Here is a 22,743-nt window from a genome sequence, read left to right on the forward strand (position 1 = left end):
CATATTGTGCCTTAAAGATGCGGCCCTATTTTACGCACACACATTTGCTGACATCAAAGATTAGAGAATGAGTTGAAGGATACTCAGGCAACAAGACAGAAATGTGGCAATTGGCCGGAAAATTTACGCGGCCGCCACGCGCGCAACTAGATTGCGATGTGGGTGGGCCGGATGACGGAAGACTCGGCTGAGAGCGAGTTCAGCGGCAGACCCAGGTTGTCCAGATAGCTATCGTGAACCAATTGCGCAGGCGTCACGACGCCGCGCAGCGCGCCCAGGCCATCAATCACGGGCACACAGTGCGCGGGGGAGTTCAGGACTTTCGGCGCGGCAACAGACAACAGGGTCTGGGGCGTCACCGTCGGTGCGTCGGTGGACAACACCTCACGCAACGGCGTTCCCAGCCCGGCGGCCCCAGGCCAAAGCGCCCAGCCGCCCCGGCCTGACGAACGTGCCCTCAATAGCAGGTCGACTAGTGTCACCATTCCCTGATAACGCCCTGCGCCGTCGGCCACCGGCAGCCCTGGAACGCCGAGACGCTTCAGTACCTTCCATGCTTGGCGCATGGTGGTTGTTGGCCGCAAAGTCGCCACGGCAGGCACCATCACATCACTGCAACGTACGCTTTTGGTACGGCGCTCGTGAGCGCGGGAGACGGCCTCGCGCAGCACCAAGTAAATATCCTCGGAATCGACCGAGAGCAACTCGTCCCGCTCGTCCAGGATTTTCTCGATATCCTGGCGCATGAACCCTGCCCACTCGTCCTCTACGGCAGCCTCATCGTCCTTGCGAGACAACACGTGCGGGTAATGATGTCGAGTAATCCCGTGGTAGAAGAGCGCACAGATCAAGATGACGCACGAATTCAGCAGCACCGGTTCGAGCACAAAGGCATATCCTGCCGCATGCACTGCACTGTCGCCCAGCACAGCCGTCAATGCGACGGCGCCTGACGGCGGATGCACACAACGCAACAAGAACATGAGTGCGATAGACACCGCGACAGCCACCGATGCCGCCATCAGAGGGTCTGGCAACCATTTCGCAGCGGTGACGCCAACCAGAGCCGCTACCAGATTACCGCCGATCAACGACCAAGGCTGCGCCAAGGGGCTGGACGGCACCGCAAACAACAGGACGGCCGAGGCCCCCATGGGCGCGATCAAGAGGAAATGCTGCCCTGAATGACCGAACGCGCTCGACAACACCCCGGTGACAGTCAACCCCAGCAAGGCCCCCACGCAAGCCCGGATACGCTCTCGCCCATGAACGTGTAATGGCTGAGGCCAGAAACGCATCAACCAGGAATAAAGCGAAGTTTTTATCGCAACCATGACCCAAGGTCACATCAAGGCTGCAAAATCGTCAAACCACCCATGTAGGGTTGCAGGACCTTCGGCACGACGATGCTGCCATCGGCCTGCTGGTGATTTTCCAGCACGGCGACCAGGGCGCGGCCCACCGCCAGGCCGGAGCCGTTGAGCGTGTGCAGGTACTCGGGCTTGCCTTGGCCGACGCGGAAACGCGCTTGCATGCGGCGCGCCTGGAAGGTTTCGCAGTTCGAGACCGAGGAAATTTCACGCCAGGTGTTTTGAGCGGGCAGCCAGACTTCGAGGTCAAAGGTCTTTGCCGCGCCAAAGCCCATGTCACCCGTGCACAACAGCACGACGCGATACGGCAGCTCGAGCAATTGCAGCACATGCTCGGCATGCCCCACCATCTCGTCCAATGCCTCGTACGACGTATCGGGATGCGTGATCTGCACCATTTCGACTTTATCGAACTGATGCTGGCGGATCATGCCGCGGGTGTCGCGGCCACCGCTGCCCGCCTCGGAACGAAAACACGGGGTATGGGCGGTCAGGCGAATCGGCAGATCGGCGCCAGCGACAATCGTGTCGCGCACCGAGCTGGTCAGTGTGATTTCTGAGGTGGAAATCAGGTATTGGTCTTCGCGGGCGACCTCGTTGCCGCGATCGTCCATGACCTTGGGGTCATCGTCTTCGCCGCCTTTGGAGACAAAGAACATGTCGTCCTTGAACTTGGGCAGCTGGCCGGTGCCAAACAGCGTGGAGCTGTTCACGATGTACGGGGTATAGCACTCGGTGTAGCCGTGCTGCCCGGTCTGGAGGTCCAGCATGAACTGGGCCAAGGCGCGATGCAGGCGCGCGATCGGACCGCGCATGAACGAAAAACGGGCGCCGGAAAGCTTCGCCGCCAGATCGAAATCCAGGCCCAGCGGCTCGCCCAGCGCAACGTGATCTTTAGGCTCGAACGCCAGGGGCTGAGGATTGCCATCTGCCGCGGGCTGACCCGGCAGCCAACGGCGCACTTCGACGTTGTCGTCGGACGAGGCCCCGGTGGGCACGCTCGCGTGCGGCAAATTGGGAATCGACATCAGCCACTCATTGAGCGACTGCTGCACGGTGCCGAGATCTTCTTCGAGTTGCTTTAACTGCCCGGGAATCGCTTGCGACTCTGCCAGCACGGCCGAGGCATCCTGGCCTTGCGATTTGAGCTGACCGATCTGTTTGGCCAGCGCGTTGCGGCGTGCCTGCAAGGATTCCGTTTCCGTCTGGACGGCCTTGCGGCGAGACTCCAGCTCATTGAACCGTTGCGTGTCGAATTCGACGCCACGGGTTTTGAGGCGGTCTACGACGGTTTGCAGGTCTTTACGCAGCAGGATCGGGTCTAGCATGGGAGGCAGGAGTCAGGTTAATAAAATACGGTGGCATGGAGGCCACCGATACGGTTCCAAAGGTGCTTTGGAATCAGAAATGTCAATTTTGCGGCGAAGCGCTAAAGCCAATTCGCGGCAAACCTCTGGATTTTAGCCTTTTATTTCTTGCCGGCTTCTTCATCCAGCTTTCTCAGGAAAGCCAGCTTTTCGGCGATTTTGATTTCCAGGCCACGGGGAACCGGCCGATACCAGCGGGGTTCGCCGATGCCCTCAGGGAAATATGTTTCCCCGGCGGCATAGGCATTGGGCTCGTCATGGGCGTAGCGATAGGCGTGGCCATAGCCGAGTTCTTTCATGAGCTTGGTCGGTGCGTTGCGCAAATGCACCGGCACCTCGCGGCTCTTGTCCTGTTTTACAAAGGCCCTGGCCTGGTTGTAGGCGTTATAGCCCGCGTTGCTCTTGGCCGCGACGGCAAGATAAATCACAGCTTGCCCGAGCGCGAGCTCGCCCTCGGGGCTGCCCAGCCTCTCGTAGGTCAATGCAGCGTCATTGGCAATCTGCATGGCACGCGGGTCTGCCAGGCCGATGTCCTCCCACGCCATGCGCACGAGCCGACGAGAGAGATAACGCGGATCGCCTCCGCCATCGAGCATGCGGGACAGCCAGTACAAAGCCGCATCGGGGTTCGAGCCTCGCACGGATTTATGCAGAGCACTGATCTGGTCGTAGAACGCATCGCCGCCCTTGTCAAAGCGGCGCAAGTTCTGCGACAGCGAAATTTCCAGCCATTCCGCATCGATCTCGTCACGGCCCGCGGCCTGGGCCGACTCGGCCACGACTTCGACGGCGCTGATCAATCGTCGCGCATCTCCATCAGCCCACGCGGCCAATTGCTCGCGAGCGTCAGGCTGGATGCGAACCTGGTTTGAGGTATCACGCCCTTCGTTCAGCGCCTCGATAGCGCGGTCGATGAGCTGCTGCAATTCCTCGGCGTTGAGCGACTGCAGCACGTAAACGCGCGCGCGCGACAGCAGCGCCGAGTTCACCTCGAAAGACGGGTTTTCTGTCGTGGCACCAATAAAAGTGAACAGGCCGCTTTCCACATAGGGCAGAAACGCATCTTGCTGCGCCTTGTTGAACCGATGCACCTCATCGACAAACAAAATCGTGCGACGACCCTGCCCTTGGGCAATTTGCGCCGTGACGACCGCGTCGCGGATGTCCTTGACCCCGCCCAATACGGCAGAAATGGCAATGAATTGCGCATCAAAACCATCCGCCATCAAGCGCGCCAACGTGGTTTTACCCACCCCTGGCGGCCCCCAGAAAATCATGGAGTGCGGACGGCCGGATTCAAATGCCACGCGTAGCGGCTTGTCGGGCCCCAGCAAATGGGACTGCCCGACGACTTCGCTGAGCGTACGCGGCCGCAATCGCTCGGCCAGTGGAACATAAGGCCGGTGTGCGGGATCGGCAGCAAAGAGATCGTCGCTCATGACAACAGCGCTACGGCAGAATTACGGCAGGTTGCACGGCGCCCCAATCACATCTTGACCACGTCCACGCCCGCTGGCGGCACAAAGCGGAATTCGTTAGCGGGCAAGGACGGGTTGGATTGAATCTGAGATAGATCGACGCGAGTGGTTTGCCCAAACGAGTCCAGCAATTCGACTCGTGAAGGGAGGTTGTTTTGCAGACCGATGTCGACTTGTGCAAACCCTGCGTCGGCGTTGCGAGGTTTCGCACGCAGCCATTCCAGACCATCCCGAGCCGGCAAGGGCGTCACGTCAAACGCCTGCTCCAGATCGCCGGAGCCAAACAAAATGGCGGCTGGCGAAGTACCAATGGCCTGATCCACCTGGCGGGTCGTGACCTGGGCCAGGTCAGGATCGTATTGGAACAACTGCTGTCCGTCGGATATCACCAATTGCTCATAGGGCTGACTCACCGCCCATTTGAATTTACCCGGCCGCTGAAAGGCAAAGTCGCCGCTCTGCGCACGCTGCGCGCCGCCCTGTGGCCCCGTGGTGGTTTGCGTGAACTTGCCCGTCGCGCTGTTGACTTGCGAGACAAAGGCCTTGAGTTGCGTGCGCGCATCGGCGGCCAGCGCAGCCAAGGGGCTGAGCGACAACCAGGCGGCGGTAGTGGCCGTCGCAATGGCGACAGCCCAAGGACGACGAGAACCGAGCATCAGGCTTCCTCTTTGGACGGCACCAGGATTTCCCGGTTGCCGTTGGATTGCATTGGAGACACCATACCCGATTGCTCCATTTGCTCCAGTAACCGGGCCGCACGGTTGTAACCAATTCGCAGATGGCGCTGCACGAGCGAGATCGACGCACGGCGATGCTTCAGGACAACCTCGCATGCCTGGTCATACATCGGATCGCTTTCGGCGTCGTTCATACCCGTGACACTGCCCACGCCATCGCCCGTCTCACCCTCGAGAGCGCCCTCGAGCAAGCCCTCGATGTAGTTGGGCTCGCCTTGCCCCTTCAGGTGCTCGACCACGCGGTGAACCTCGTCGTCATGCACAAAGGCGCCGTGCACTCGCACCGGCAAACCTGTGCCGGGAGGCATGTACAACATATCGCCCTGCCCCAGCAGCGTTTCCGCGCCCATCTGATCCAGAATGGTGCGCGAGTCGATTTTGGACGACACCTGGAATGCGATACGCGTGGGAATGTTGGCCTTGATCAGACCCGTGATCACGTCCACGCTGGGACGCTGCGTCGCGAGAATCAAGTGAATGCCGGCCGCCCGGGCTTTTTGCGCCAGGCGAGCGATGAGTTCTTCGATCTTTTTACCCACCACCATCATCAGATCGGCCAACTCGTCGATGACCACCACAATCGTGGGCAGCGGCGAGAGCGGCTCGGGCTGATCCGGCGTCAGTGAGAACGGGTTAGGGATCGGGGCCTCACGCTTGATCGCGTCACGGATCTTGGTGTTGTAGCCGGCCAGGTTGCGCACGCCCATTTTGCTCATCAGGCGATAGCGTTTTTCCATTTCGCCTACGCACCAGTTCAGCGCGTTGGCGGCATGGCGCATGTCCGTGACCACCGGCGCGAGCAGATGCGGGATGCCCTCGTAGACGCTCATTTCAAGCATCTTGGGATCGATCAGGATCAGTCGCGTGTCGGCCGGGCCGGCCTTGTACAGCAGCGACAGGATCATGGCATTGATCCCGACCGACTTGCCCGAGCCTGTGGTACCGGCCACCAGCAAGTGAGGCATTTTGGCCAAATCGGCGACCACGGGATTACCGGCGATGTCTTTGCCCAAGGCCATCGTCACGACAGAATGGCTGGCGTGATAGGTTTGCGAGCCCAGGATTTCCGAGAGCTTGACCATCTGACGGCGCGGATTGGGGAGTTCCAACCCCATCAGGTTCTTGCCGGGAATGGTTTCCACCACACGGATACTGACCAGACTCAGCGCACGCGCCAGGTCTTTCGCCAGATTGACGATCTGGCTGCCTTTCACCCCGGTGGCGGGCTCAATTTCGTAACGAGTAATGACAGGCCCAGCCTGGGCGGCCACCACGGTGACGCTCACGCCAAAGTCGGCGAGCTTCTTTTCGATCAGGCGAGACGTGAACTCGATAGTCTCGGCCGACACCGTTTCCTGGTTCTGCGTAGGAGGATCCAGCAAACTGATCGCGGGCAGATCGCCCTCGCCTGACGGCGGAGCAAACAAAGTCTGCTGTTTTTCCTTTTCGACCCGATCCGAGCGCGGCACCACCGTGATCGCGGGCTCGATGCGCACGGGCTGTTCGTGCGTCAGTTTTTCGTGTTTGGCTTCGACCTGCTCGGTACGTACGGCCTTGGCGACCTCGCCGACCTTGCGGTCCTGGCGGGCGGTATAGGACTCGCGTATACGACGTATTACGCCCTCGAGCCAGGTGCCGACGCGCTCGGCCACATGCAGCCACGAGAATGAGAAAAACAGGCTCAGGCCAATCGCTATCAATACCAGCAGCGCCAGGGTCGCCCCCGTGAAACCGACGCCCTGCGCCAAGTTGCTGGCCAGCATCTGACCGATCACGCCGCCTGCACCGCTTTCACCGTCGGTACCGCCCGGCAAATGCATGCCCCAGCTATACAGCCGTAATGCCTCGATGCCGAGCGACCCGATCAATACCAGGAAAAATCCGACGCCTTCTTCCCAGTGGACACGCGGCAGGACTTCGGGCTGCTTGCCATCGGCGCGCAGTTGGCTGGCCAGGCGGCGATAGCCGGCCCGCACTCGATGCAACAGCAACACCACCCACCACCAGGCGGAATACCCGAACAAATACAACAAAATGTCCGACAGGTAGGCCCCAAAGGTGCCCCCTCGGTTGTGAATCGCACCATTGGTCACAGAATGCGACCATCCCGGGTCGGAGGGTGACCAGGTGGCCAGCACCAGTGTCAGCCAGGCGGCCAGGGCGGCGAACAAGATCCAGCGGGCCTCTCGCAGCAAAGCGGAAATACGCGTTTGCAGCGGCGAAGGGCCGTTACGGGTGTTGCGCGAGGCGCGCGGAGAAGCAGTTGAAATACGCGGCATAGGGCTCATTATAATTGGGCATCCCCTTAAAGATAATGACCTATGTCCACGCCCAAACACGCTAAAGTTTTGATACTAGGATCCGGCCCGGCCGGTTACACGGCTGCCGTCTATGCGGCACGGGCAAATTTGTCCCCCGTCCTGGTTACAGGTCTGGCCCAAGGCGGCCAGTTGATGACCACCACCGACGTCGATAATTGGCCTGCTGACGTCGACGGCGTACAAGGCCCCGACCTGATGCAGCGCTTTCAGCAGCATGCCGAGCGATTCAACACCGAGATGGTGTTTGACCATATCGCCAAGGTGGATTTGTCCAAGCGCCCCTTCACACTGACGGGCGATACCGGCAATCTGTATACCTGCGATGCACTGATTATTGCGACGGGGGCTTCGGCCAAATATCTCGGCCTGCCATCCGAGGAATCCTTCATGGGCCGCGGCGTGTCGGGCTGCGCGACCTGCGACGGGTTCTTTTACCGCAACAAGGACGTCGTGGTGGTGGGCGGCGGCAATACCGCGGTCGAAGAAGCCCTCTATCTGTCCAATATCTGCCGCAAGGTCACCGTCATTCATCGCCGTGACAAATTCCGCGCCGAACCCATCCTGGTCGACAAGATGATGGACAAGGTCGCCAACGGCAATATGGAGCTCAAGCTGTTCCATACGCTGGACGAAGTCCTGGGCGACGATAGCGGCGTGACCGGCGTGCGTATTCGCAGCACCGAAACCGGCGAAACCGAAGACCTCGACGTCATGGGCGCCTTCATTGCGATCGGCCACCAACCGAATACCGGCATTTTCGAGGGACAACTCGAAATGAAAGACGGTTATATCGTGACCAAGAGCGGTCTGTCGGGCATGGCAACGATGACCTCGGTGCCCGGTGTCTTTGCGGCTGGCGACGTGCAAGACCACGTATATCGCCAGGCCATCACGAGCGCCGGCACGGGTTGCATGGCGGCTCTGGACGCACAGCGGTGGCTGGAGAATGCGCAATAGTAAAGGCGGCCTGGGCGATCTGAAACGTTTGCACCAGGCCTCGCAACAAGCCCGGGCGCGGGCCGAGCAGGCGACACGGATTGCGCGCCAGACGGCTGAGGCCAATGCAGCAGACAGCGATCCCCATGCGTTCCGTCGTGCGGCCAAGGCCGTCACGCCCCTCAAGCAATCCGGGCGTCGCATACCCGAGCCGGCCAGTCCTGCCGCCTCGCCTCAGCCTGGAAAGCCCCCTGCCGGACTTGCCCCGGTCAGCGCTGCCGTCGCCATGCGCCGCGCAGCGGCCATGGGCGAGACGCCTAACCGCGCCGATGCCGGTGTCTCTGACGGGACCGAAGTCGCCCACCTGCTCTCAGAGAGTGGCACCGCTTTTGTACGCGCTGACGCGGCGCCCGATACCGCCCGCAACCTGCGTCGGGGCCAATGGCCCGCCGGTGCGGAACTGGACCTGCACGGCCTGCGTGTCGAGCAGGCTCGCCATGCCGTCCTGTCCTTTTTAGACGAATGCCTGGAACATGGCATCCGCTGCGTGCGCATCGTGCACGGCAAGGGCCATGGTTCGCAAGGCCTGGAACCAGTACTCAAAGACAAAGTTCGGACCTGGCTGGTCCAGAAAGCCGAAGTCATGGCTTTTTCTCAGGCCTCGGAACGTGAGGGCGGCGCGGGAGCTTTGCTGGTTCTGCTGCGCCAGACCGGGGCCAGGCGCTGATCAGAATCATCGGGCAACGCCGCGCCTGCGGCCTGCTCTACTTCGGCACGAGCACCAATGCTTTGCGAGATTCAAAGATGAAATGGGTTTATCTGGGCATCGCCATCGTGGCTGAGATCATTGCCACGAGCGCACTAAAAAGCTCCGACAGTTTTACTCGGCTGGTTCCATCGGTAATCACGGTGGCAGGTTATGCCGTGGCCTTTTATTTTCTGGCCCTGACCTTGCGCGAAATACCCGTGGGTATTGCCTACGCCGTGTGGTCTGGCGTGGGCATTGTGCTGATTTCGCTGGTGGGCGCGCTGTTTTTTAAACAGCACCTTGATGCCCCGGCGATCCTGGGCATTGCGTTGATCATCGCAGGGGTAGTGATCATGAACGTGTTTTCGAAATCCGTCAGCCACTGACACGTGGAACTGAGAGCAGATCCACGCGCCGCACTGCTCTCTGGACAATGACACGCTCACAGAGCTATTGCCCACCTCGCGCGCTCACGGTGATGTGGGCGGCTTGCCGTCCGGTTCGCGCAAATACTGCACCAACATCGTCGTCGCCCGATCGGGCAGCGGCGTCAGCAATGACACCACGATGATCGTCAAGAACGCCGCTGGCGCGCCAAATACCCCCGCCGCAATCGGCTGAATTCCCCACCACAGATCCATTGGTTGGGCCCGGTCAATCCCGAACACCCATTCCCGCAACCAAGGATGCGTGTGCGCCATATAGGTGAATGTCACCGCCAATCCGACAACCATGCCGAACGTGGCGCCCCATTTATTCGCCCGGCGCCAAAAGATGCCCATGACCAATGCGGGGAAAAACGATGACGCCGCAAAAGAAAAAGCCGCCGACACCATGAACAGAATATCTGCGGGCTTGCGCGCCGCCACCCAGGCCGCGCCGAACGCCACCACCAGCAAGAGTATTTTGGACACCATGACGCGACGCGCTGCCGACATGCGTGGCGATACGACTCGATACCACATATCGTGCGACAGGGAATTCGACAAGGTCAGCAACAAGCCGTCGGCCGTCGACAACGCAGCGGCCAGCCCGCCTGCGGCCACCAAACCAGAAATCACATAGGGCAGGCCACCGATCTCGGGCATGGCCAACACCACCACATCGGCCCCCATGCTGAGCTCACCCAACTGTACCCGGCCATCACGATTTACATCGACCAGATCGAGCAAATTGACGTCCACCGCACTCCAGGCATGCACCCAACTCGGTAGGGACGCGAATTTCGAGCCCACCACCTGCGTATAGACCTCGTATTTGATCAGCAGCGCCAGCGCCGGCGCCATGAAATACAGCAGCAGGATGAACAACAACGACCAGCACACCGAACGCCGCGCCTCGACCACCGACGACGTCGTGTATGAACGCATCAAAATATGTGGCATGCCGGCTGTCCCCAGCATCAGGCATAACACCAGCGCCAGAAAATTGGTACGCATATCCTGCCGTTCTTGGGGATCTTTCGACGGGAACGGCTCGGCATGAGGCACAGGCGGCGATCCGCGTGCCTCGTAAATCGCCCTGGCTTGCGACCACACGGCACGGGCTTCTTCGACACTGGCCGGATAGGTTTCGAGTTCGCGCTCCAGCGTACGAATATCGATCATGGGCGCGTTCGCAGCCGTCAGTTGCGCCAGACGGCTGCGCAACCGGTCTTTTTCCTGGGCCCAGGATTGCGGCAGGGCCTGCAGCCGCTGCGTCATTTCATCCGCGCGCGCTTTCCATAATTGGCGTACCTGCAACTCGGACACATCCTTGCCCATTTGCGCTTCGCGCTCAGTGATTTCTTGCAGCACCTTGCCTGCGGACAACTGAGGCAGCGGCATGTCGGTATGCTTCATCGACAACCACACGACAGGCACCAGATACGCCACCACCAAGATGATGTATTGACCGACTTGTGTCCACGTCACCGCGCGCATGCCCCCCAAAAAGGAACACACCAACATGCCGCCCAGCGCGACAAAAATGCCGAGCTCGAACGAAATACCCGTCATACGGGTCGTGATGATCCCTACACCGTAAATCTGGGCAACCAGATACGTAAACGAGCACAGCACCGCACACGCCACCCCGGCCAAACGCGCCAAATTACCGCCATAACGGGCGCCCATGAAATCCGGAATCGTGTATTGGCCGAATTTGCGTAGATAAGGCGCCAGCAACAGGGCCACCAGCACATAGCCCCCCGTCCATCCCATGATGTACGCCAGGCCGCCGTATCCCGTCAGGTACAGCGTTCCCGCCACCCCGATGAACGAGGCTACCGACATCCAATCGGCGGCGGTGGCCATCCCGTTATAGACCGCCGGAACGCGGCGGCCCGCGACGTAGTACTCCACCTGATCGGACGTACGGCACACGATACCGATACCGGCATACAGGCTGACCGTGACCAAGAGGAAAACATAGCCAATCCAGTCGCGCGCCATGCCCGCGATCTCGGCTAATGCCAGCAGTACGATCAGCAAGGCGAAACCTGCGGTATACAACACGTAAATGCGGCGCAGCCGGATCTTGAACTCGCGTGCGTTGTCTCCGGAAAACGGCATCAATCGCCCCGCTCGGCGTCACTGCGGGCCTGCGCATCGGCCCGATTCATCAAACGGGCGTAGATGCCGATCAGCACCAAATAAGACAACGGCGCCCCGTAGGCAGCCATCCAGAACGCAAACGGCCAGCCAATGAAGTCGAAAGAGAGCTCGCGGGCGAAATAAGCAGGAAGAAACGTCAGCGCCAGCCAACAGAGGACAAGCACGCCGATCAAGATCAGATTACGCCGCCAATAGCGCCGCATCGCAGAGGGAGTGGAACTCGGGGAATCCGGCATATTATTCATTCGTATCCACGTTGCCGCAGTATGCCCATTTTTGCAACATCGGGCCGGGCGGGCTTATATGCGACAACGGCCGGCACCTGATGGGTGCCGGCCGTTGTGCGTTTTGCTCTTATTAGGGTACTGCCAGTTTATTTATACCGGTGCCGCCGGTTGCCCTTTTTGGGCTATTTGTCTCCTCACCTGCATGAACATGATTGTGCACCATGAGCGGGATTGTCACACTAGGGGAATGCCCTAAGGTGGCGCAAATACATCTCCCTTGTCGCACCAGTTTGGTGCATTTTAGACGAAAAAATCGTCCCGTCCTGACGGCACCGCTTTTCCAGCAAAAACCCTTTTTGAAGATAAAAAAAAGCCACCTACAAAGTAGGTGGCTAAGAACAAGGTGCCCCGACTCCGCTCGGAAAAAGGGCGACCCGTACCTAGATCTTAGAAGCGGTGACGGATACCAACGCCAACGGTCAGCGCCTTGTTGCCGTCTACGAAATCAGCAGCGTCAGCATACGAAGCGACCGAATACAGGTTGGTGCGCTTGGACAAGTCGTAGGTGTAGCCCAGGCTGTAGATGTCCATGGCTTCCAGACCCTTGTTAGGATCAGCACGTTGCCACGAAGCGAAGATGTTGCTGGCACCGCCGATCGGAGCGCTGACACCGACCAAGTACGAATTGATCTTCAGACCGTCCCAGGTGAAGGCGTCGTTCGTGCCGCCTTGGCCCTTGGCGGGGGTGTTGGGATTGCCCAGACCGCCCATCACGTCAAAGTCTTGACCAGCGAACACGCCGTCGGAGGTGCGGCCGTAGGCCAATGCGAGCTTCAGCACTTCGAAGTCATACGAACCACCAATGATGAACTGTTGGGGTTGCGGTTGGCTCGGATACAGGAATTGGCGGTCGTACGTCAAAGCAACGTTCAACGGGCCATTGGCGTAACGGATACCAGCGGTGATAGCACGGCTGTTGTCGCTGGTCTTGAATTCGCCCGGACGCTCTTCGTCATCCACGTTGAACGAGTAACCGATACCGGCTTGGAAACCGCTGAACGACGGGGTTTGATACATGACCATGTTGTCGTAGCGAACCGTGTTGGCGGCGCTGAACGCGGAACCCATGGTCGAGTTCAAGTAGCTGAGCGAGAACGGATCGATGCTGGCAAAGTACTTGGAAGCGATGTTGGTTTGGCGGCCCAAATCAATTTGACCCCAAGATTCGCTGCGCAGACCGATGGTGGCTTGACGACCGAACAGGCGGCCGCCTTGAGCGCTGTTACCATTGCTGGCGCCGAAACCGCTTTCCAGCACGAACACAGCTTGCAGGCCATCGCCCAGATCTTCGGTACCACGCAGACCCCAGCGCGAGCCGCTCTGGATGCCGTTGGTCATGCCGATACGAGACTGGTAGTTACCGCCGTACAACGCACGGTTGCTGTCTTCAGTGCCAACCTTGTTGCGTTGATAGGTGATACCCACGTCGATCAAGCCGTACAAGGTCACTTGCGTCTCAGCGTACGCAGTGCCGGCCATGCCGGCGAGGATCGCGCCAGCCAGCAGAGTTTTTGTTAGTTTCATATCCTCATCCCGATCAGTAGAGAAAGCCGCTAGTCCCCACCCGTGGAGACTGCCAGAACCCATACCTTAGGGAAACGTTTTGTCCGCCCCAAAACCAGGAACTACATAATGAATCTAAATATTTCTTACAAAAGCATTAATTCATTGTTTTTTATGGGAATAATGGCTTTTGTGTAAATTATTAAGTTACGTAATACACATTTAGAAATCACGTCTTTATTGCGTGTTAACAACAGCCATGGGGCGACATAGTCCGACTTATAAACTCACTCCATGCAAGAACCTCTCTTTTGGTATTAGGCCTATTTACGGTGTAGATATTGCGGGATAAGGGGTGTTTTCGATCAAATATGTCCGGGTAATAACTCATCACATGACAGATTGAGACGCAAAGATCTGCAATAAAGTGCGCCGCCATCGCTCACAAACGCTACCATCTGACAGGATTCGTTCAGGCCACAGAACCGCTTCACGCGGCGCATCGCCTTCAGCTTGCTGCCCCCAAGGGGGCGTTTTTGTTTTGGGGGCGGCCCAAAACAAAAACCGCCCCTTTTGGGGCGGTTTTCATGACGACCTGGCAGCGAAACCATGGTTTCGCGCAAAGCACCTCACATATTGTCGATCATCACCTGACCAAAGCCGGAGCACGACACCTGGGTCGCCCCCTCGAGCAAACGGGCAAAGTCATAGGTGACCTGCTTGGACAGGATCGATTTCTCCATACTGGAAATAATCAGGTCGGCGGCCTCGACCCAGCCCAGATGTCGCAGCATCATTTCAGCGGACAAGATCTCTGATCCCGGATTGACATAGTCTTTGCCGGCGTATTTGGGTGCCGTGCCATGGGTCGCCTCGAACATCGCCACCGAGTCAGACAGGTTGGCGCCCGGGGCGATCCCGATTCCACCGACCTGCGCGGCAAGGGCGTCGGAGATGTAGTCGCCGTTCAGATTCAGTGTGGCAATGACGTCGTACTCTGCCGGGCGCAACAGAATCTGCTGCAGAAAGGCATCGGCAATGGAGTCCTTGATAGTAATTTCCCGGCCCGTCTTGGGGTTTTTGAATTTGCACCACGGACCGCCGTCGATCAATTGCGCACCGAATTCCTTTTGTGCCAACGCATAGCCCCAGTCACGGAAGCCACCCTCGGTGAACTTCATGATGTTGCCCTTGTGCACCAGCGTGACCGATGCCCGGTCATTGTCGATCGCATATTGAATGGCCTTGCGCACCAGGCGCTCGGTGCCTTCGCGCGACACCGGTTTGATGCCAATAGACGAGGTATTGGGAAAACGGATTTTTTTGACACCCAGCTTGGTCTGCAGGAACTGGATCAGTTCCTTGGCCTGCTCGCTGTCCGCTTCGTATTCGATCCCGGCGTAGATGTCTTCCGAGTTCTCGCGGAAGATCACCATATCGGTCTTTTCGGGCTCGCGCACAGGCGAAGGCACCCCCTTGAAGTAACGTACCGGACGCAGGCAGACATACAGGTCGAGCTGCTGACGCAACGCCACGTTCAGCGAACGGATCCCACCTCCCACCGGCGTCGTCAACGGTCCTTTGATCGACACCACATAATCCTTGACTACATCCAGCGTTTCATCAGGCAGCCACACGTCCGGCCCGTAGACCTTGGTGGCTTTCTCGCCAGCGTAGACTTCCATCCAGTGGATCTTGCGCTTGCCGCCGTACGCCTTTTGAACTGCAGCATCCACGACCTTGATCATCACAGGCGTAATGTCCGCCCCCGTACCGTCCCCCTCGATGTATGGAATGATGGCCTGATCAGGCACGTTCAGAGAAAAATCAGCATTGACCGTGATTTTCTGGCCCGCAGAGGGAACCTTGATATGTTGGTAGGACATGAATGCTCCTATTGCTCCTGGGGGGTTGCTCGCTCGCCACCAGATCGCTGTGGCCAGCATGATATCGCTAGCCACCGAGCCAGACGGCGGGCCGTAGCTCATTCTAGCGCCCATTCTGACGCCCGTGCGGGGATGAAATCCCGCCGGCGTAAAATGAAGACTTTCCTTTCTGTCTTTATAGACGTTACGTCACATGTTCAACCCGTCCCGGGATCAAGTCCGCGAGTTCTTTATCGAGACTTGGCGCAAACACCGTGCCAATGAAATTCTGACGCCATTGGAATCGATGGCGCTGGACTGGATCATCGAGCACCCCGAATATCACGGCGATCTGGAACATCCCGAAGCCATGACAGCGGAATATCCAGTCGAAAAAGGCCGTACGAATCCGTTTTTGCATTTGTCGATGCATCTGGCCATCGCAGAACAATTGTCGATCGACCACCCGCGCGGCATTCGTGCCGCCTACCAAAAACTGGTCGCGCGCAGTGACGCGCATCAGGCCGCGCACGACATCATGGACTGTCTGGGCCAGGTCGTCTGGGAAGCCCAACGACTTGGCACCGAACTCGATAGCGATGTCTACATCGACCTGATCCGGCAACGCGCCGAGCGTTAAGGGCCACCGTAAACCGGCGGCCATAACAACCCAGAACAGAAATCAGCCAGTCTGGCGCGGCGATACTTGGCGTGCGTTATTTGCGCACACCGAGATCGCTCGGCTGCGCGGACAGCCACTGCGCCACGTGTTCGATATCCTGATCCGACAGCTGCGCCGCAAAAGCTCCCATGATGGGATTTTTGCGCACGTTGGCCGTGGCCGGCGTGCCGGCAGCACCCCGCCTGTAAGCCTTCAGTGCCTGGATAAGATAGTCTTCGTGCTGCCCGGCCAGTACAGGGTAAGCCGGGTCAACAGATGTCTTGGCATCAGCGCCATGACACGAGGCGCAGTTGAATTTATCAAATACCGCTTTACCGGCAGCCAGATCCCCGGCTTGCACACCACCACTGGCGGCGGCCAGCATGGCCCCTGCCAGGATCAACGTATAGCGTTTCATCATGTGCCCTCGCATCACTTGAGATTAGAGTAATAAGCGGCCAGATCAGCAATGTCCTGGTCGCTCAGGCTGCCCGCGATGGCATCCATGGTCGGATGGCTGCGCGCGCCTTTTTTGTACTCATTGAGGGCGGCTTCGATGTATTTGGCGTTTTGGCCAGCAATCATCGGCACATGATAGAGCTCGGGAAAACTGGCTTTGTAGCCAGGAATGCCATGGCATCCAATGCACATGGACACTTTGCTTTTGGCGTTCTGGATATTGCCGGTCGGTGCTGCCTCAGCAGCAGCCACCTGACCAGCGATAGCACAGGACACCACTACAACCAGCGAGGACAGAAAGGTTTTCAACTTCATTGGAATGGCTCTTTGTAAGGCTGAAAACTGTGCTCGGGATGAGCGGCCGGGCCTGAACCCAGCTACAAACCCGGTCGATTGTACGATAATTGTTGCTGAGCCATACTAACCCACGCGGGGACTTCCTCCGCCCTTCTTTCGCTGCCATCGCCTATGTCCGCTGCCCAGAGCCCTGCTGCATCCCGCTTCGAAGGAACCGACCGCTACGTCGCGACCGACGATCTCAAACTAGCCGTCAACGCTGCGCTGACGCTGCAACGCCCCTTGCTGATCAAGGGCGAACCCGGCACCGGCAAGACCATGCTCGCCGAAGAAGTCGCGCTCGCGCTGGGGCGCCCCCTGCTGCAATGGCATATCAAGTCCACCACCAAGGCGCATCAGGGCCTGTATGAATACGACGCCGTATCGCGCCTGCGCGACTCGCAACTCGGTGACGAAAAGGTGCGCGACATCCGCAACTACATTGTGCAAGGCACGCTATGGCAGGCCTTTGACGCCCCCGAGCCCGTGGTGCTGTTGATCGACGAGATCGACAAAGCCGATATCGAATTCCCCAATGATTTACTGCGCGAACTCGATCGCATGGAATTCCATGTCTACGAAACGCGTCAAACCATTGCCGCACGGCACCGCCCGTTGGTGATCATCACCTCGAACAACGAAAAAGACCTGCCTGACGCGTTTCTGCGCCGCTGCTTTTTCCACTACATCCGGTTCCCGGATCGCGAAACGATGCGCGACATTGTCGGGGTGCATTTTCCTGATCTGAAGCAAGACGTCTTGCGTGCGGCGATGGACACCTTCTTTGCCTTGCGTGAAGCCCCCGGGCTGAAAAAGAAGCCCTCCACGTCCGAGCTGTTGGACTGGCTGCGCCTGCTGTTGGCCGAGGGCGCGACGGCGTCGCAAATCGATGCGCACGCCGCAGCCTCCGTCCCGATGATGGCAGGCGCGCTGCTCAAGAACGAACAGGACGTGCAACTGCTGGAACGCCTGGCGGCCATGACCCGCGGCAACGCCCGGCGCTGATATGCTGATCGACTTCTTCTACCATCTGCGCGCACACAAGCTGCCGGTCTCGGTCAAGGAATACCTGACCCTGCTGGAAGCCCTGCAACACCAGGTCATGTCGCCCACGCTCGATGACTTTTATTTCCTGGCGCGCACTGCACTGGTAAAAGACGAGTCGCTCTACGACCGCTACGATGCCGCCTTTGGCGCATACTATCGCGGCATCGAGGCGGCGTTGCCCGCCGACAAGGACATTCCGCTCGACTGGTTGATCAAGCAATTCGAAAAAAGCCTGACACCCGAAGAGAAAGCCGCGATCGAAAAGCACGGCTGGGACAAACTGATGGAGCTCTTCAAAGAGCGCCTCGAAGAACAAAAAGAACGCCATGCCGGTGGCAGCAAATGGATCGGCACAGGCGGTACATCCCCCTTTGGCAATGGCGGCTATCACCCCGAAGGCATCCGCGTAGGCGGCGACTCCGCCGGCAACCGCACCGGCGTGAAAGTCTGGGACATGCGGCAGTTCCGCGACTACGACAATCAAATCGAACTGGGGACGCGCAATTTCAAAGTCGCATTACGACGCCTGCGCCGTTTTGCACGCGAAGGCGCTGAGCTCGAACTGGATCTGGACGACACCATCACCAGCACCGCACGCAATGCGGGTCACCTCGATTTGCGGCTCGTGCCCGAACGCCACAACACGGTCAAAGTCCTCATGCTGCTGGATGTCGGCGGCAGCATGGACGACCATATCGCGCGTGTCGAAGAGCTGTTTTCCGCTGCACGCAGCGAGTTTCGCAATCTGGACGTCTATTACTTCCATAACTGCCCTTACGAGACGCTGTGGCAAAACAACCGCCGGCGCAACAGCGAACGCTTTGACACCTGGGACGTGCTGCGCAAATACAACCCCGATTGGCGGCTGATCATCGTGGGCGACGCGACCATGAGCCCGTACGAGATTCTGCAACCCGGCGGCTCGGTGGAGCATTACAACAAAGAACCTGGCGCAGTCTGGCTGCGCCGATTGCTCGATACCTGGCCCAAGGCCGCCTGGCTCAACCCCGAGCCCACGGCATCGTGGCAGTATCGCCAGTCCATCGCACTGCTGCGCGACATCATGCAACAGCGCATGTACCCGGTGACGGTAGCAGGCCTGGAACAGGCGATGCGGCAGTTATCGAAATGATCCCGCTCAACCGTCGACTGGCTCGACGGGCGTATCCAGGATCAACTGGTAAAACGCCAGATCCAGCCAGCGTCCGAATTTGAACCCTGCGTGCCGGATCGTCCCGGCATGCACGAAGCCGAGTTTTTCATGCAGCCTGATGCTGCCTGCATTCGTGGCGTCAATTCCGCCGACCAACACATGCAATTGCGCTTGCCGGGCGCGATCAATCACGATACGCATCAGCGCCTCGGCCAGTCCTTTGCCACGAAAACGGCTCTGGACATACACCGAATGCTCGACTGTATATTTGTTGGCAGGATAGGCGCGAAATGAGCCGTAACTGGCAAAGCCCATCAACTCGCCTGCTTCGTTTTCAAAGCCAACAACCGGGAAGCCGCCCGCCGCTTTCGCCTGAAACCAGGCTTGCATCGAGGCCAACGTGCGCGGTTTGTAGTCGTACAGGGCCGTCGAGGTCAGGATAGCGTCGTTGAAAATTTCCAGAATCGCCGGACCATGGCGTTCGCAAGTGCACTCGACCAACACGGCCCCGGCAGGCAATGCATGAGATAGGAAAGAATTCATCTGAAAGTCCGTGAGGCCCACCTCTCTGGGTGAGACGACGACATACATATCGGCCTTTAGCCAAGCCAGGCGCCATGCTGATTCGAACGAATTATAACGGCGAGGTTTGCAGGGTTTCTCTGACTGTAAAGCGACGCAACTTATACCGCGAGACAGCCTGCGCCTTCGCTCAGTCTTGTATGGAACTGAACCGTTTGATCACGGCGTGGCGATAGGAACCATCCGTTGCGTATACACTCCAACGACTTTCGCCCGTTATGGATGCTTGCTATGCGTTTTTCGCTTTCGGGGCTATTCGCCCGCTTGAACGCCCTGCTGGTCACGTCATTTCTCGCCTTTCAGGCAGGTGCCGCGCCCACACCCACTGGGATCACAGAGGTCACCTCTGTTGAGGGCATCACGGAATACCGGCTATCCAATGGACTGCGCGTGCTGCTGGCGCCGGATGCCTCCAAGCCCACCACCACGGTCAACATGACCTATCTGGTCGGGTCACGCCAGGAAAACTACGGCCAGACCGGAATGGCGCATTTGCTGGAACACATGTTGTTCAAGGGCACGCCCACCACGCGTAATGCGCTGGGTGAGTTTTCCCGCCGCGGCCTGCAGGCCAACGGCTCGACCTCCAGCGATCGCACCAATTACTTTGCCAGCTTCGCGGCCAACCCCGAGACGCTGAAATGGTATCTGGGCTGGCAGGCCGACGCCATGGTCAACTCCTTGATTGCCAAAGAGGATCTCGACTCCGAGATGACCGTGGTGCGCAACGAAATGGAAAGCGGTGAAAACAACCCCTTTCGCGTGCTGATGCAGAAAATGCAAGCCGCCGCCTATCAGTGGCACAGCTATGGCAAGAGCACCATCGGCGCGCGCACCGATGTAGAAAACGTCGATGTCGGGCAATTGCGCGCCTTTTATCATGAGTATTACCAACCCGATAACGCCGTCCTGATCGTGGCCGGCAGCTTCGATCCGCAAACGACGCTCGAAGCCATCAGCGAAACGCTGGGCAAATTGCCCAAACCGGAACGCAAGCTTCCGCCGGAATACACGGTCGAGCCGGTGCAGGACGGCGAGCGTGCCGTGACCCTGCGACGCGCGGGCGGCACGCCGCTGGTGGCCGCGATGTACCACATTCCCTCGGCCGGCAGTCCCGACTACATCCCGTTTGACCTGGCCGCGACCATCCTGGCCGATACGCCATCGGGCCGTCTGTACCAGGCCCTGGTGCCGACCAAGTTGGCCGCGGAAGTCTTCGGTTTCACCATGGATCAACACGATCCCGGTGTCGCCATGTTCGGCGCTCAGTTGCAGCCAGGCATGGATCAGGACAAAGCGCTGCAAACCCTCACCGCCACCCTGGAATCGCTGGATAAAAAGCCTTTTACCAAAGAGGAACTGGATCGCGCCCGCAGCAAGTGGCTGACCGCATGGCAACAGCTCTACGCAGACCCCGAGCAAATCGGCGTCGCGCTGTCAGAGGCCATTGCGGGCGGTGACTGGCGCCTGCTCTTTTTGCACCGTGACCGCGTGCGCCAAGCCAAGCTCGAAGACGTACAACGCGTTGCGACCGAGTATTTGACCGCCAGCAATCGCACCGAAGGCCGCTACATCCCCACGGAAAAACCCAAACGCTCGCCGCAACTGCTGCGCGCCGATTTGAGTGCGGCACTGAAAGACTACAAAGGCGATACCGACTTCAAACAAGCCGATGCCTTTGACCCCTCACCGGCCAACATCGACAAACTGACGCAACGCGACAGCCTGGATCTGCCCAATGGCGCGGTCCAACTGGCCTTGCTGCCCAAAACCACGCGCGGTGGGCGCGTGCAGGCCGAATTGCTTGTCCAATTTGGCGATGCGGCGAGCCTGCGCGGCCAGCGTATCAATGCCGCGGCGGTCGCCGATCTGCTCGAACGCGGCACGCCTGCCTTGTCGCGCCAGGTAATTCAGGATCGTTTCGACGCGCTGCAAGCGCAGGTCTCGTTCAGCGGCTCCGGCACCGACCTGACCGTCTCGATGTCAGCCGCTGGCGAACATTTGCCCGCGCTGGTCAGCCTGGTGCTGGATATCGTGCGCAATGCCAATTTCCCGGAAGCCGAAATCGAGGAGTATCAACGTCAAGCACTGACCTCGATACGCAGCGCCATGACCGAGCCTACGGCTCTGGCCTCGCGTGCGCTGGCGCGCCAGGACAACCCGTGGCCTGCCGACGACGTGCGCTATGTACCTACCTTTGACGAGGCGCTGGCGCAGACCGAAGCCATCAAACGCGATGCACTGGCGGCGTTTCACAAGCGGTTCTACGGCGCAGGCACGGTGAAGTTCTCCGCGGTGGGTGAATTTGACGCCAATGCGGTCAAGCAATCCCTGACCGAGGGGCTGAAAGGCTGGCAAAAGGCACCAGCGTACACCCGCCTGGATGATCCTTACCACGACATCAAAGCGCAGAACTTCGATATCGAGACGCCCGACAAGGCCAATGCCTTCTACATTTCGCGGTTGCCTCTCAAGCTGCAGGATACCGATCCGGATTTCCCGGCGCTTTATTTGGCGAATTTCCTGCTGGGCACCTCGGAAACCTCACGCCTGTGGGAACGCGTCCGCGAAAAAGAAGGCCTCTCGTACAACGTACGCAGCAATCTGTCGGTGTCCTCGTACGAGCCTTCGGGCAGTTGGACGGTCTATGCAATCTACGCGCCGCAAAACCGTGAGCGCCTGGAAACCGCCATCAAAGAGGAACTCGCCCGCGCGGTGAAAGACGGCTTCACGGCCAAAGAAATCGAAGACGGCATCACCGCCCTGCTGAACTATCGCAAGCTGTCCCGCGCCCAAGACAGCGTGCTGGCCTCTGCCTGGGTCGACTACCTGAGCCGTGGCCGGACGTTCGAATGGTCTGCGCAGTTCGACCAGAAAATCGAGGCACTCACCCCCGATTCGGTCAATGCCGCTTTGCGCAAGTATCTGCAGCCTTCAGCCTTCAGCACGGCTGTGGCGGGGGATTTTGCCGCTCAACAGAAAAAGAAGGCGCCCTAGCCGCTTGCTGCATCAAACACCCGTCTAAATCGATGGGTGTAATTCCCTCGGAACGCCGGCTTGATGCCGGCGTTTTTTGTTGCCGGGGCCGCCCCCCCTTGGGGCAGCAAGCCGAAGGCGCAGCGTGGGGGCATTTTTTATCGCTGTTGGTGTTGTGGGGCGTTTGCTGCTCTTGATTGTCTCTCTGAAGGCGTCCCTGCCGCGTGCCTGGGCGTGGCGCCGGGCCTATCGCACGGACTCGGCCCATGACCAGGGGCCTCGGTCCGCTGCGCGGACTAAATCCGTGCTCAACGGCCCGGCAC

Annotated in this window: 19 protein-coding genes; 7 read left to right on the forward strand and 12 right to left on the reverse strand. The window is 59.1% G+C overall.

Going from position 1 to position 22,743, the window contains the following annotated elements; genetic code table 11:
• Positions 1 to 146 precede the first annotated feature (146 nt).
• From ACNA0J_RS26755 to ACNA0J_RS26775, 5 genes are all read right to left on the reverse strand, one after another.
• The gene (locus tag ACNA0J_RS26755; protein WP_415821926.1) at positions 147 to 1,334 is read right to left on the reverse strand and encodes an HPP family protein; all 1,188 of its coding nucleotides are present in this window, start codon (positions 1,332 to 1,334) and stop codon (positions 147 to 149) included.
• 14 nt (positions 1,335 to 1,348) lie between these two features.
• Complete coding sequence (gene serS, locus ACNA0J_RS26760; protein ID WP_415821927.1) at positions 1,349 to 2,698, reverse strand: serine--tRNA ligase; 1,350 nt, start codon at positions 2,696 to 2,698, stop codon at positions 1,349 to 1,351.
• Positions 2,699 to 2,838: 140 nt separating this feature from the next.
• Complete coding sequence (locus ACNA0J_RS26765; protein WP_415821928.1) at positions 2,839 to 4,176, reverse strand: replication-associated recombination protein A; 1,338 nt, start codon at positions 4,174 to 4,176, stop codon at positions 2,839 to 2,841.
• A gap of 47 nt (positions 4,177 to 4,223) precedes the next feature.
• Entirely contained in the window at positions 4,224 to 4,871 is a 648-nt protein-coding gene (lolA, locus tag ACNA0J_RS26770; RefSeq protein ID WP_415821929.1) for an outer membrane lipoprotein chaperone LolA, read from the reverse strand.
• Entirely contained in the window at positions 4,871 to 7,231 is a 2,361-nt protein-coding gene (locus tag ACNA0J_RS26775) for a DNA translocase FtsK (RefSeq protein WP_415821930.1), read from the reverse strand. Before ACNA0J_RS26775 ends, lolA begins: the two co-directional genes overlap by 1 nt.
• A 42-nt stretch (positions 7,232 to 7,273) precedes the next feature.
• Between ACNA0J_RS26775 and trxB the strand changes: the two genes are divergently transcribed.
• From trxB to ACNA0J_RS26790, 3 genes are all read left to right on the forward strand, one after another.
• Positions 7,274 to 8,230 carry a thioredoxin-disulfide reductase gene (trxB, locus tag ACNA0J_RS26780; RefSeq protein WP_415821931.1) on the forward strand — a complete coding sequence of 319 codons (957 nt, stop codon included), beginning with the start codon at positions 7,274 to 7,276 and terminating at the stop codon, positions 8,228 to 8,230.
• Entirely contained in the window at positions 8,220 to 8,936 is a 717-nt protein-coding gene (locus ACNA0J_RS26785) for a Smr/MutS family protein (protein WP_415821932.1), read from the forward strand. Before trxB ends, ACNA0J_RS26785 begins: the two co-directional genes overlap by 11 nt.
• Before the next feature lie 77 nt (positions 8,937 to 9,013).
• On the forward strand, positions 9,014 to 9,343 hold the full coding sequence (locus tag ACNA0J_RS26790; RefSeq protein ID WP_415821933.1) for a DMT family transporter: 330 nt from the start codon (positions 9,014 to 9,016) through the stop codon (positions 9,341 to 9,343).
• Positions 9,344 to 9,427: 84 nt separating this feature from the next.
• On the opposite strand, the gene ACNA0J_RS26795 is transcribed toward ACNA0J_RS26790, so the two are convergent.
• The 4 genes from ACNA0J_RS26795 to icd all read right to left on the reverse strand — a co-directional run bounded on the left by ACNA0J_RS26795 (position 9,428) and on the right by icd (position 15,227).
• Positions 9,428 to 11,509, reverse strand: coding sequence for a sodium:solute symporter family protein (locus ACNA0J_RS26795; protein ID WP_415821934.1), 2,082 nt, complete (start codon positions 11,507 to 11,509; stop codon positions 9,428 to 9,430).
• Positions 11,509 to 11,787 (reverse strand): DUF4212 domain-containing protein, encoded by a 279-nt coding sequence (locus ACNA0J_RS26800; RefSeq protein WP_415821943.1) that lies wholly within the window; start codon positions 11,785 to 11,787, stop codon positions 11,509 to 11,511. The genes ACNA0J_RS26795 and ACNA0J_RS26800 overlap by 1 nt, the downstream gene beginning before the upstream one ends.
• Before the next feature lie 438 nt (positions 11,788 to 12,225).
• Positions 12,226 to 13,362: a porin gene (locus tag ACNA0J_RS26805; RefSeq protein WP_415821935.1), complete on the reverse strand. Its 1,137-nt coding sequence runs from the start codon at positions 13,360 to 13,362 to the stop codon at positions 12,226 to 12,228.
• A 608-nt stretch (positions 13,363 to 13,970) separates the two neighbouring features.
• The gene (gene icd / locus ACNA0J_RS26810; RefSeq protein WP_415821936.1) at positions 13,971 to 15,227 is read right to left on the reverse strand and encodes an NADP-dependent isocitrate dehydrogenase; all 1,257 of its coding nucleotides are present in this window, start codon (positions 15,225 to 15,227) and stop codon (positions 13,971 to 13,973) included.
• A gap of 193 nt (positions 15,228 to 15,420) precedes the next feature.
• On the opposite strand from icd, the gene ACNA0J_RS26815 reads away from it, so the two are divergent.
• On the forward strand, positions 15,421 to 15,846 hold the full coding sequence (locus ACNA0J_RS26815) for a DUF1841 family protein (RefSeq protein ID WP_094820078.1): 426 nt from the start codon (positions 15,421 to 15,423) through the stop codon (positions 15,844 to 15,846).
• Positions 15,847 to 15,922: 76 nt separating this feature from the next.
• Here ACNA0J_RS26815 and ACNA0J_RS26820 read toward each other — a convergent pair whose 3' ends face one another.
• Both ACNA0J_RS26820 and ACNA0J_RS26825 read right to left on the reverse strand, forming a co-directional pair.
• On the reverse strand, positions 15,923 to 16,285 hold the full coding sequence (locus ACNA0J_RS26820; RefSeq protein WP_415821944.1) for a c-type cytochrome: 363 nt from the start codon (positions 16,283 to 16,285) through the stop codon (positions 15,923 to 15,925).
• Between the two features lie 14 nt (positions 16,286 to 16,299).
• The gene (locus tag ACNA0J_RS26825) at positions 16,300 to 16,641 is read right to left on the reverse strand and encodes a c-type cytochrome (RefSeq protein WP_415821937.1); all 342 of its coding nucleotides are present in this window, start codon (positions 16,639 to 16,641) and stop codon (positions 16,300 to 16,302) included.
• Positions 16,642 to 16,794: 153 nt separating this feature from the next.
• On the opposite strand from ACNA0J_RS26825, the gene ACNA0J_RS26830 reads away from it, so the two are divergent.
• Positions 16,795 to 17,667, forward strand: a complete 873-nt coding sequence (locus ACNA0J_RS26830) for an AAA family ATPase (RefSeq protein ID WP_415821938.1) — start codon at positions 16,795 to 16,797, stop codon at positions 17,665 to 17,667.
• A 1-nt stretch (position 17,668) separates the two neighbouring features.
• A complete protein-coding gene (locus tag ACNA0J_RS26835; RefSeq protein ID WP_415821939.1) occupies positions 17,669 to 18,841 on the forward strand; it encodes a vWA domain-containing protein in 1,173 nt (390 codons plus the stop codon).
• Between the two features lie 6 nt (positions 18,842 to 18,847).
• Here ACNA0J_RS26835 and ACNA0J_RS26840 read toward each other — a convergent pair whose 3' ends face one another.
• Positions 18,848 to 19,405: a GNAT family N-acetyltransferase gene (locus tag ACNA0J_RS26840; RefSeq protein WP_415821940.1), complete on the reverse strand. Its 558-nt coding sequence runs from the start codon at positions 19,403 to 19,405 to the stop codon at positions 18,848 to 18,850.
• A 270-nt stretch (positions 19,406 to 19,675) separates the two neighbouring features.
• Here ACNA0J_RS26840 and ACNA0J_RS26845 point away from each other — a divergent pair, with 270 nt between their 5' ends.
• Positions 19,676 to 22,441, forward strand: coding sequence for a M16 family metallopeptidase (locus ACNA0J_RS26845; RefSeq protein ID WP_415821941.1), 2,766 nt, complete (start codon positions 19,676 to 19,678; stop codon positions 22,439 to 22,441).
• The last annotated feature ends 302 nt before the right edge of the window (positions 22,442 to 22,743 follow it).

Source organism: Bordetella tumbae (assembly GCF_965139195.1).
GTDB classification, from domain to species: domain Bacteria; phylum Pseudomonadota; class Gammaproteobacteria; order Burkholderiales; family Burkholderiaceae_B; genus Bordetella_A; species Bordetella_A tumbae.

What these genes read in the sequence shown, in the direction of transcription:
- ACNA0J_RS26755 (WP_415821926.1), bottom strand. Translation starts at nt 1,334, where the DNA reads ATGGTTGCGATAAAAACTTCGCTTTATTCCTGGTTGATGCGTTTCTGG.
- serS (WP_415821927.1), bottom strand. Translation starts at nt 2,698, where the DNA reads ATGCTAGACCCGATCCTGCTGCGTAAAGACCTGCAAACCGTCGTAGAC.
- ACNA0J_RS26765 (WP_415821928.1), bottom strand. Translation starts at nt 4,176, where the DNA reads ATGAGCGACGATCTCTTTGCTGCCGATCCCGCACACCGGCCTTATGTT.
- lolA (WP_415821929.1), bottom strand. Translation starts at nt 4,871, where the DNA reads ATGCTCGGTTCTCGTCGTCCTTGGGCTGTCGCCATTGCGACGGCCACT.
- ACNA0J_RS26775 (WP_415821930.1), bottom strand. Translation starts at nt 7,231, where the DNA reads ATGCCGCGTATTTCAACTGCTTCTCCGCGCGCCTCGCGCAACACCCGT.
- trxB (WP_415821931.1), top strand. Translation starts at nt 7,274, where the DNA reads ATGTCCACGCCCAAACACGCTAAAGTTTTGATACTAGGATCCGGCCCG.
- ACNA0J_RS26785 (WP_415821932.1), top strand. Translation starts at nt 8,220, where the DNA reads ATGCGCAATAGTAAAGGCGGCCTGGGCGATCTGAAACGTTTGCACCAG.
- ACNA0J_RS26790 (WP_415821933.1), top strand. Translation starts at nt 9,014, where the DNA reads ATGAAATGGGTTTATCTGGGCATCGCCATCGTGGCTGAGATCATTGCC.
- ACNA0J_RS26795 (WP_415821934.1), bottom strand. Translation starts at nt 11,509, where the DNA reads ATGCCGTTTTCCGGAGACAACGCACGCGAGTTCAAGATCCGGCTGCGC.
- ACNA0J_RS26800 (WP_415821943.1), bottom strand. Translation starts at nt 11,787, where the DNA reads ATGCCGGATTCCCCGAGTTCCACTCCCTCTGCGATGCGGCGCTATTGG.
- ACNA0J_RS26805 (WP_415821935.1), bottom strand. Translation starts at nt 13,362, where the DNA reads ATGAAACTAACAAAAACTCTGCTGGCTGGCGCGATCCTCGCCGGCATG.
- icd (WP_415821936.1), bottom strand. Translation starts at nt 15,227, where the DNA reads ATGTCCTACCAACATATCAAGGTTCCCTCTGCGGGCCAGAAAATCACG.
- ACNA0J_RS26815 (WP_094820078.1), top strand. Translation starts at nt 15,421, where the DNA reads ATGTTCAACCCGTCCCGGGATCAAGTCCGCGAGTTCTTTATCGAGACT.
- ACNA0J_RS26820 (WP_415821944.1), bottom strand. Translation starts at nt 16,285, where the DNA reads ATGAAACGCTATACGTTGATCCTGGCAGGGGCCATGCTGGCCGCCGCC.
- ACNA0J_RS26825 (WP_415821937.1), bottom strand. Translation starts at nt 16,641, where the DNA reads ATGAAGTTGAAAACCTTTCTGTCCTCGCTGGTTGTAGTGGTGTCCTGT.
- ACNA0J_RS26830 (WP_415821938.1), top strand. Translation starts at nt 16,795, where the DNA reads ATGTCCGCTGCCCAGAGCCCTGCTGCATCCCGCTTCGAAGGAACCGAC.
- ACNA0J_RS26835 (WP_415821939.1), top strand. Translation starts at nt 17,669, where the DNA reads ATGCTGATCGACTTCTTCTACCATCTGCGCGCACACAAGCTGCCGGTC.
- ACNA0J_RS26840 (WP_415821940.1), bottom strand. Translation starts at nt 19,405, where the DNA reads ATGAATTCTTTCCTATCTCATGCATTGCCTGCCGGGGCCGTGTTGGTC.
- ACNA0J_RS26845 (WP_415821941.1), top strand. Translation starts at nt 19,676, where the DNA reads ATGCGTTTTTCGCTTTCGGGGCTATTCGCCCGCTTGAACGCCCTGCTG.